The following is a 7916-nucleotide window of genomic DNA, read 5'->3' on the forward strand; positions in this document are numbered from 1 at the left end:
TTTATGTGATTAGAGCAGCGACGGTTCAGGCCGTTGCCTGCTTGTTGAATCGTTTAAATCTAAACATTGGAGTCCGGTCAGAAACGAGCCTTTTTTGATGAAAGCGCTTGCTCTGATAACCGGGCTAGTTAGGGACAGAGCGCCATGCTCAATAAATATCCACTGTGGAAAAATGCGCTGATCGTGCTGGTACTGCTGGTCTGTGGTATCTATGCCGCACCCAACCTTTTTCCTGACGATTATGCTGTTCAGCTTTCCGGCACCCGAGAGTCGAATGTAGTCAACCAGCCATTGCTGGATCAGGTGACCGAAGCCTTGCAGCAGGCTGATATCAGCGTTAAAGGTGAAGAACTGACTGATAATGGCGGTCTGATCCGTTTCAAAGACAGTCGTACTCAGCTGGAAGCCAAAGAGGTTATCAGCCAGACGCTGGGTGATAAATATGTTGTGGCCCTGAATCTGGCGCCCACGACCCCTGAATGGCTGAGATCTGTTGGCGCAGGCCCGATGAAGCTGGGACTTGATTTGCGGGGTGGTGTGCACTTCCTGCTGGAAGTAGACATGGTGTCTGCCGTGGCGCAGCGTCTGGATGTCTATGTCAGCGAGATCAAAACCAAGTTACGTTCCGAAAAACTGCGTTATCGCGCGGTTGATCATCGTGAGGATGGTAGTCTTGAGGTGAAATTCTCGGCGGCCGATATGCGTGACCAGGCGGTCACCTTGCTGCGTAAAGAGTATTCCGAATTTCTGATTAACACCGAAGATATGGATGGTGCTTTCTATCTCACCATCACATTGCTGGAAAGCAAGATCCGTGAGATCGAAGATTATGCGATCAAGCAGAACCTGACCACCCTGCGCAACCGGGTAAACGAGTTGGGTGTTGCAGAACCGCTGGTGCAGCGTCAGGGACGTAACCGTATCGTGGTTCAGCTACCGGGTATTCAGGATGCGGCTGCGGCTAAACGGATTATCGGTAAGACCGCGAACCTTGAGTTCCGTCTGGAAGCCAAAACCGATGCTTCACGGGTGACTACTGAGACCTATGAGTTCCGTAATGAGAATCGTGAGGCGACCCTGGAAAAGGACGTGATTATCACCGGTTCCAGTGTCTCTAACGCTCAGTCCTCGTTTGATGAGAACGGTCAGCCACAGGTAAATATCTCACTGGACGCCAAGGGCGGTCAGTTGATGAATCGTACCACCCGTAACGCCATCAAGCGGCGCATGGCTGTGCTGTTTGTTGAGCATAAGAATCGCACCCTTTATGAAACGGTGGAGGGTGAGCAGGTTGCCAAGCGGATCCCTTACGTCGAGAAGAAGATTATCTCTTTGGCAACCATTCAGAGTGTGCTGGGCAACAGCTTCCGGATTACCGGGCTGGACAGCGCGACCGAATCCTCTGAGCTGGCTCTGTTGTTGCGTGCCGGTGCTCTGGCCGCTCCGATCTACTTTGTTGAAGAGCGTACCGTCGGACCGAGTCTGGGGGAGCAGAATATTGAGCTGGGGGTGATGTCGGTGCAGATCGGCTTTGCTCTGGTGCTGCTGTTTATGCTGGCTTACTACCGGGGCTTTGGTGTACTGGCCAATATTGCACTGACGCTGAACCTGGTGATGCTGCTGGCGGTGATGTCGATGTTGTCGGCGACGCTGACTCTGCCGGGAATCGCAGGTATCGTGCTCACGGTGGGTATGGCTGTGGACGCCAACGTACTGATTTTCTCCCGGATACGTGAAGAACTGAAAAACGGTATGCCTCCTCAGTCGGCGATCAGCGCCGGATTTGACCGTGCATTTTCCACTATCTTTGACGCCAACATTACGACGCTGCTGGCGGCAGTGATTCTGTTTGCGATGGGCTCCGGTCCGGTAAAAGGGTTCGCGATTACCCTGTCGGTCGGTATCCTGACCTCCATGTTCACCGCGATCATGGTTACCCGGATGTTGGTTAATCTGGCTTACGGCGGTCGTGCGCTGAAGAAACTGTCGATCTGACGGAGTAGAGTAAGATGACGACTGAAAAAATCTATAACTTTATGGGGCTGCGAAAAGTTGCTGCCGCATTTTCGATTACGTTGCTGCTGATCTCTGTCGCCTCACTGGCGATCAACGGACTTAAGTTTGGTCTGGATTTCACCGGTGGTTCACTGATCGAAGTGGGTTATCAACAAGAGCCTGACCTGAACGGTATCCGCGATAAACTGCAGAATGCCGGGTATGAGGATGCCATCGTGCAGACCTTTGGCTCGCCGGTGGATATTCTCATCCGCATGGGGGTTGCTCATGATCCCAGTCTGGGTGATATGGTGCTGCAAACCTTGCAGGACGGTGAGTCTCAGGATCTGACGTTGCGCCGCAACGAGTATGTCGGTGCGCAGGTGGGTGAAGAGCTTCGCGAGCAGGGCGGTTTAGGCATGCTGCTGGCGCTGTTTATGGTCATGGTGTACGTTGCCTTCCGCTTTCAGCTTAAGTTCTCCATCGGTGCGGTGGCCGCACTGGGGCATGATGTGCTGATCGTACTGGGATTCTTCTCTGTGCTGCAGCTGGACTTCGATCTGACCGTGCTGGCCGCTATTCTGGCGGTAATCGGTTACTCGCTTAACGATACCATTGTAGTGTCCGACCGTATCCGCGAGAACTTTCGCAAGCTGCGTAAGAGTGAGCCGGTCGATGTTATGAATGTCTCACTGAGCCAGACTCTGGGGCGTACACTGGTAACCTCCCTGACGACTTTGCTGGTACTGGTGGCGCTGGCAGTGTTTGGCGGTGAGATGATCTTTGGCTTCGCGGTCGCGCTTCTGGTCGGTGTCTTTATCGGTACCTACTCCTCTATCTATGTGGCAGCGAACATACTGATCATGCTGGGGATCTGTAAAGAGGATCTGTTACCGCCGGAGAAGCCCGAGGGTGAAGAGGTCGATGAAATGCCTTAACCGGTATTAGTCTGATGAAAAAAAACCGGCGAAAGCCGGTTTTTTGGTTTCTGGCGTGTCGGTTTGGAGAATGTCGCTTTTTCAATTGTTTAACTACACTACAGGTTCTGTAAAACGCTCCAGATTAAGGTATTGTTGGAGTATAGTTATTCAAAATGTACCTAACAGAAGATGATGAATGTCTGACCCAAAAAACTACTCAGATGACCCTCACGCCGACCGCGAAGCGGAGAAATATGAACGCCCGATAGCCAGCCGGGAGTTGATAATGCAACTGCTGGCCGACCAGGGAGAGCCGCTGACCCGCCCTCAGCTAGAGGTGCTGCTGGAGATTGGTGATGAGGAGAGTGCTGAAGCGCTGCGCCGTCGCTTGCGAGCGATGGAGCGGGATGGTCAGTTGATGCGTAACCGTAAGGCTCAGTATGTGCTGCTGAGTAAGCTTGATCTGGTTGCCGGGCGGATTATGGGGCACCGGGATGGTTTTGGTTTTCTGATTCCCGATGAGGGCGGTGATGATATCTTTCTCTCGGCCCGGGAGATGCGCCAGGTCTTTGATGGCGACCGGGTGCTGGTGCGGGCCACCGGAGAAGATCGTAAAGGCCGGATGGAGGGGGCTATTGTCGAGGTGCTGGAACGCAAAACCCATAAGCTGGTTGGGCGTTTTCAGGGGCATGCCGGTTTCGGTTATATGACGCCGGAAAATCAGCGGATTACCAATGATATTCAGATTCTGCCCGACCCTGATGGCGGACTGGAATATAAGCAGGGACAGCTGGTGGTAGTCGAGCTGATTACACCGCCGTCTAAACGGGCTAAAGCAACCGCCCGGGTGACTGAGGTGCTGGGTGATCATATGGCGCCCGGCATGGAGATCAAGGTTGCCATCCATAACTATGATATCCCCAATGAATGGACCGATGCGATACGTCAGGAGGTCAGTGAGTTTGGCCCTGAAGTACCTGATTCTGCAGTGGAAAACCGCATCGACCTGCGTGATCTGCCGCTGGTGACCATCGATGGTGAGGACGCCAAAGATTTTGATGATGCGGTCTACTGTGAACCGAAACGCTCCGGTGGCTGGCGCTTATGGGTGGCGATCGCCGATGTATCCTCCTATGTTCACCCCGATAGTCAGCTGGATATTGAAGCGCATAAACGGGGTAACTCGGTGTATTTCCCCGAGTTTGTCGTGCCTATGCTTCCGGAGATATTGTCCAACGGCTTGTGTTCGCTTAATCCGGATGTAAACCGGCTGGCGATGGTGTGTGAGATGACCATCAGTGCTACCGGGAACCTCAGCGGCTATACCTTCTATGAGTCGGTGATACGCTCCAAAGCGCGACTCACCTACACCAAAGTCGGCGCCATGTTACAGGAGCCGGATTCCGATTTCGGTGCTGCGATGCGCCAGCAATATGCAGAAGTGTTGCCCCATATCGAAGACCTGCATGAGCTGTATTGTGCGCTGCGCCGGGCCCGGGAGGAGCGGGGGGCGATAGATTTTGAAACCACCGAAACCCGTATTCTGTTCAGTGAAGAGCGCAAGATTGAGAAGATCGTTCCGGTGGTGCGAAACGATGCTCATAAGATTATTGAAGAGTGTATGCTCTGTGCCAATGTGGCCTCTGCGCAAATGCTGCAAAAACTGAAGCAGCCTGCGCTGTTCCGGGTGCATGACGGTCCGAAAGAATCGAAGTTGCAGGCGTTGCGCACCTACCTCGGTCCGCTGGGACTGAGTCTGGGGGGCGGGGATGAGCCGACGCCACCGGATTATCAGGCGCTGACTGAGTCCCTGGAAGGGCGTGCGGATAAACATGTTATCCAGGTGATGATGCTGCGCTCGATGTCGCAGGCGGTCTACAGTCCGGAGCATAAGGGGCATTTTGGTCTGAACTATCCGGCCTACACCCACTTTACCTCACCCATACGCCGTTATCCCGATCTGCTGGTTCATCGGGCCATTCGGGGGCTTATTCATTCGGATAATGACAGTCATCATGTTACCCGGCCGGAGAACTTCCGTATTGATAAGCGGTTTATGCATCGCTATACCATGGAGCAGATGGTAGAGCTGGGCGAGCACTGCTCCATGACTGAACGCCGCGCGGATGATGCCACCCGTGATGTGATGTCCTGGCTCAAATGTGAGTATATGCAGGACTGTGTCGGTGATGAGTTCAGCGGCGTGATTTCGGCGGTGACCGGCTTTGGTGTATTTGTCGAGCTGGAAGAGGTTTATGTTGAAGGACTGATCCATATCTCGGCGCTGCCGGGGGATTACTATCACTACGATGCCGCCCTGCAACGTTTATATGGCGAGCGCAGCGGAAAATCTTTCCGTCTCGGAGACCGGGTTCAGGTGCAGGTTGCGCGAGTGGATCTGGATGACCGCAAGATCGATTTCGAGCTGGTTAAAAAGCTGGATGCGACAGAGAAGCCCGGGGCTGATTCCGCGAGTGCAGAGACTGAACCGAAGCGCCTGAGTAAGCGGGAGTTGCTGCGTAAAGGTAAAATAGCGCTTGCCGAGCTGGAAAGCCGCCAGGGAAGTAGGCCTGCCCGAGGCAGACCGTCGGGGACTTCTTCGGCTAAGCCCGAACATAGTCGTGCTAAGCAGGGCAACCGGACAGATGCAAAAACGCCCTGGGGTAAAAGCGATGACGAGGCCCGCTCGGGGAAACCGTCTCGTAAACGTTCAGCAGAGGACAGGGCCGGAAAAAGCAACAGAAATAAGTTCGAAGCAAAGTCTGAGAGTGCTGGAGGCGTGCGTTTGAGTGAGTCGGAACTGGAAGTGATCCGGTTATCGAAAAAGCCCGCCAAAGGACTGAGCAATCGGGCGAAAAAGCGTAAGTTGAAAAAGCTGCGGGGTAAAACTTCGCGTAAATAACCCCACACTCGGGCCTGGCCTGGCGCAGTCGGCGAGGGTTGGCATAGTTGTAAAATCAGAGGCGGATTTCCTTTCAGGGGGATCCGCCTTTTTGCATATATAAGGAGCGACTTGAGTAGCGTGTTGTATAAATTATAACCGCTAGTGCACTATTTTTTTCTTGAATCCGCTACAGATCGTATCATACACCTGTTTGAAACAACCATCACTGCTCAATCTGGGTAGTGGTAAGGGTGTATTTAATATGTTGTTTTTAATGGTTATTGTTGTAGGTTCCTGATTCTTAATGGTTTATTTAGATGCGATAAATAAAATTCCCTATTGACATTATTTTGTTTGTACCCTGGTTGTTATTTGAGCATACTGGGTATCAATAAAAAGTAATCTATGCAGTTTTTGAATACTAAATAACTATTTTTAGCGGCGGATGCTGAACCTTCTGTTAGATTACCATTGGGAGTGCTCAGGATGAGGTCGGGGAGAATGCATGCTTAATTCTAAACTAACTCGTATTATCGTGAATACGGGCTTATGTTCTGTATTAGTTTGTTCGGCTCAAGTGCAGGCCGATGACTTGATGGATGTCTGGAAAGTCGCTGAAGAGAGCGATACTAAGTACCTTTCCGCATACTATAAGTACCGCTCTGACCAGGAAATTATCAATCTGAGTCGGGCGGATTTGCTGCCGACCATATCGCTCCAGTATGAGCACAAAGAGACCAGTAAAACCATAAATGAGTCAGATAACGCTGTCTTTTATGGTAACTCTGCCGATTACCCCACAGAAAGCTATGGCCTTACAGTCACTCAGTCAATATTTGACTACTCCCGATGGCAGCGTTATGACCAGTCAAAAATCACCGCTAACCGCGCTGAGGTCGAATATAAGCTGTCCAAACAGCAGTTGTTGCTAAGATTGTCAGAAAGTTACTTCCTGGTGTTGGAGCGGAGCGATCAGCTAGAGGCCATTGAGTCTGAAAAGAAAGCGATGCAGAAGCACTATGAAGTGTCCGAAAAGAAACATAAGACGGGTCTTGTCAGGACCGTTGATCTGCAGGACGCCTCTGCGCGTTACCTGAATGCTCTGAGCAAAGAGATCGAACTGCAAAGCCGTTTGATGGATAGTCGCTATGCTCTGCGAGAATCTTTGGGTTCTATGCCGGGCGAACTGTCCCGATTACGTAGTGATATTCAACTTGAAATGCCTGTGCCATCTGATCCCGAAGAGTGGGTAAGGCTTGCGGCAAAGAATAACCCAGAGTTACATGCGCTAAATCTCAGTTTGAATGAGGCAGATAAAGAGATTAAGGCCTTGCGCGGCGGCCACTATCCAACCCTTGATCTGGTCTTAACACACGGTAACGTTGTGGTTGAGGGTTCACCATTCGGTGGTAGCAGTGATATCGATACAACCGAGATGGTCATTCAGTTTAATTTACCCCTCTACTCTGGTGGAAAAACCTCTGCCAAAATCCGTCAGGCATTAGAAAAGCGTAATAGTGTGCTTGAGGATCGTAATGATAAACAGCGCGCTGTTGAGCGTTCAGCTCATGATGCTTATCACCGTATAAATGAAGCGATTGTACAAATTGGCGCTCTTGAGAAATCTCTTCAGGCGCAGGAAAGCCGTTTGAAATCTAAGTCAGCAGGCTACCGTAGTGGTCAGAATAGCCTGGTGGAAGTGCTGGATGTTGAACAGGATCTTTCCGATGCAAGGCAGGCGTTGATCAAGGCTCGATACGATTACGTGCTAAACGTTTTGCGGCTGAAATTTGCGGTTGGCGCGCTTCAGGAAGAAGACCTGTCAGCAATAAACAACTGGCTTACAAGCGATCAGTCTTAGTCTGCACGTAGTCTCTGCGTATTAATTCGTTTCGTTTTATCGCGCAGAGAAGCTTGCTTTCCTTCCGTATCAACTGAAAAAAGCGTATTGAATAGTTGCTTTTTTTAAATGAAATATTCATTGGATGAACATTATGTCGTATATATTTAATCGTCTTTTCAGAATGCGTTATGACAAATATCGTAATTTAAGACAATTCATATGGACTAGTCAGGGTATCACTGCCCGGCGACGTAATACTTATCTGATGGAGCAG

Annotated in this window: 4 protein-coding genes; all 4 read left to right on the top strand. The window is 51.1% G+C overall.

The genetic code is table 11. The annotated features are described in order from the left end of the window. Positions 1-144: 144 nt before the first annotated feature. The 4 genes from secD to KDX31_00850 all read left to right on the top strand — a co-directional run bounded on the left by secD (position 145) and on the right by KDX31_00850 (position 7660). Positions 145-1995, top strand: a complete 1851-nt coding sequence (gene secD, locus KDX31_00835) for a protein translocase subunit SecD (GenBank protein ID UTW03629.1) — start codon at positions 145-147, stop codon at positions 1993-1995. 14 nt (positions 1996-2009) lie between these two features. Then, positions 2010-2933 carry a protein translocase subunit SecF gene (gene secF, locus KDX31_00840; GenBank protein UTW03630.1) on the top strand — a complete coding sequence of 308 codons (924 nt, stop codon included), beginning with the start codon at positions 2010-2012 and terminating at the stop codon, positions 2931-2933. Between the two features lie 178 nt (positions 2934-3111). Further along, positions 3112-5817 (top strand): ribonuclease R, encoded by a 2706-nt coding sequence (gene rnr, locus KDX31_00845; protein UTW03631.1) that lies wholly within the window; start codon positions 3112-3114, stop codon positions 5815-5817. Between the two features lie 577 nt (positions 5818-6394). After that, the gene (locus KDX31_00850; protein ID UTW03632.1) at positions 6395-7660 is read left to right on the top strand and encodes a TolC family outer membrane protein; all 1266 of its coding nucleotides are present in this window, start codon (positions 6395-6397) and stop codon (positions 7658-7660) included. The last annotated feature ends 256 nt before the right edge of the window (positions 7661-7916 follow it).

Source organism: Amphritea atlantica (assembly GCA_024397875.1).
Taxonomy (GTDB): Bacteria; Pseudomonadota; Gammaproteobacteria; order Pseudomonadales; family Balneatricaceae; genus Amphritea; species Amphritea atlantica_B.

Bases quoted from the DNA above. Each gene is read 5' to 3' on its own strand.
- KDX31_00850 (UTW03632.1), top strand. From the start codon at position 6,395: ATGGATGTCTGGAAAGTCGCTGAAGAGAGCGATACTAAGTACCTTTCC.
- secD (UTW03629.1), top strand. From the start codon at position 145: ATGCTCAATAAATATCCACTGTGGAAAAATGCGCTGATCGTGCTGGTA.
- rnr (UTW03631.1), top strand. From the start codon at position 3,112: ATGTCTGACCCAAAAAACTACTCAGATGACCCTCACGCCGACCGCGAA.
- secF (UTW03630.1), top strand. From the start codon at position 2,010: ATGACGACTGAAAAAATCTATAACTTTATGGGGCTGCGAAAAGTTGCT.